Genomic DNA, 387 nt, shown 5'->3' on the forward strand with positions numbered 1-387 from the left:
TAAAAAATAACCCATTAAATATCAATAACTTATAAAATTTATCCAAAATATCAAATAATTTATCCAAAAAGTATTTGACACTGTGATAAATTTCTATATAATACGCACCACAAAGAACAAACAAACATTTGTTCAAGAACTTAAAATGAAGATATATTGACACCATATCTACTTTGTTTGATACAGTCACTTTGATAAAATTACTGTTATCAACAAAAACATTTTAGGGTGGTTAGCTCAGTTGGTAGAGCATCTGCCTTACAAGCAGAGGGTCAGCGGTTCGATCCCGTTACCACCCACCATATGCAGCGGTAGTTCAGTTGGTTAGAATACCGGCCTGTCACGCCGGGGGTCGCGGGTTCGAGCCCCGTCCGCTGCGCCATTTTT

General features: G+C 37.7%; 2 tRNA genes. Both read left to right on the forward strand.

Features of this window, described 5'->3' with window-relative positions:
* The first annotated feature begins 226 nt into the window (after nucleotides 1-226).
* Nucleotides 227-302 (forward strand) — tRNA-Val (locus HMPREF2573_RS00240).
* A 3-nt stretch (nucleotides 303-305) separates the two neighbouring features.
* Nucleotides 306-382, forward strand: a tRNA-Asp gene (locus tag HMPREF2573_RS00245).
* The last annotated feature ends 5 nt before the right edge of the window (nucleotides 383-387 follow it).

The sequence above is a fragment of the Moraxella sp. HMSC061H09 genome (assembly GCF_001809255.1).
GTDB lineage: Bacteria > Pseudomonadota > Gammaproteobacteria > Pseudomonadales > Moraxellaceae > Moraxella > Moraxella catarrhalis.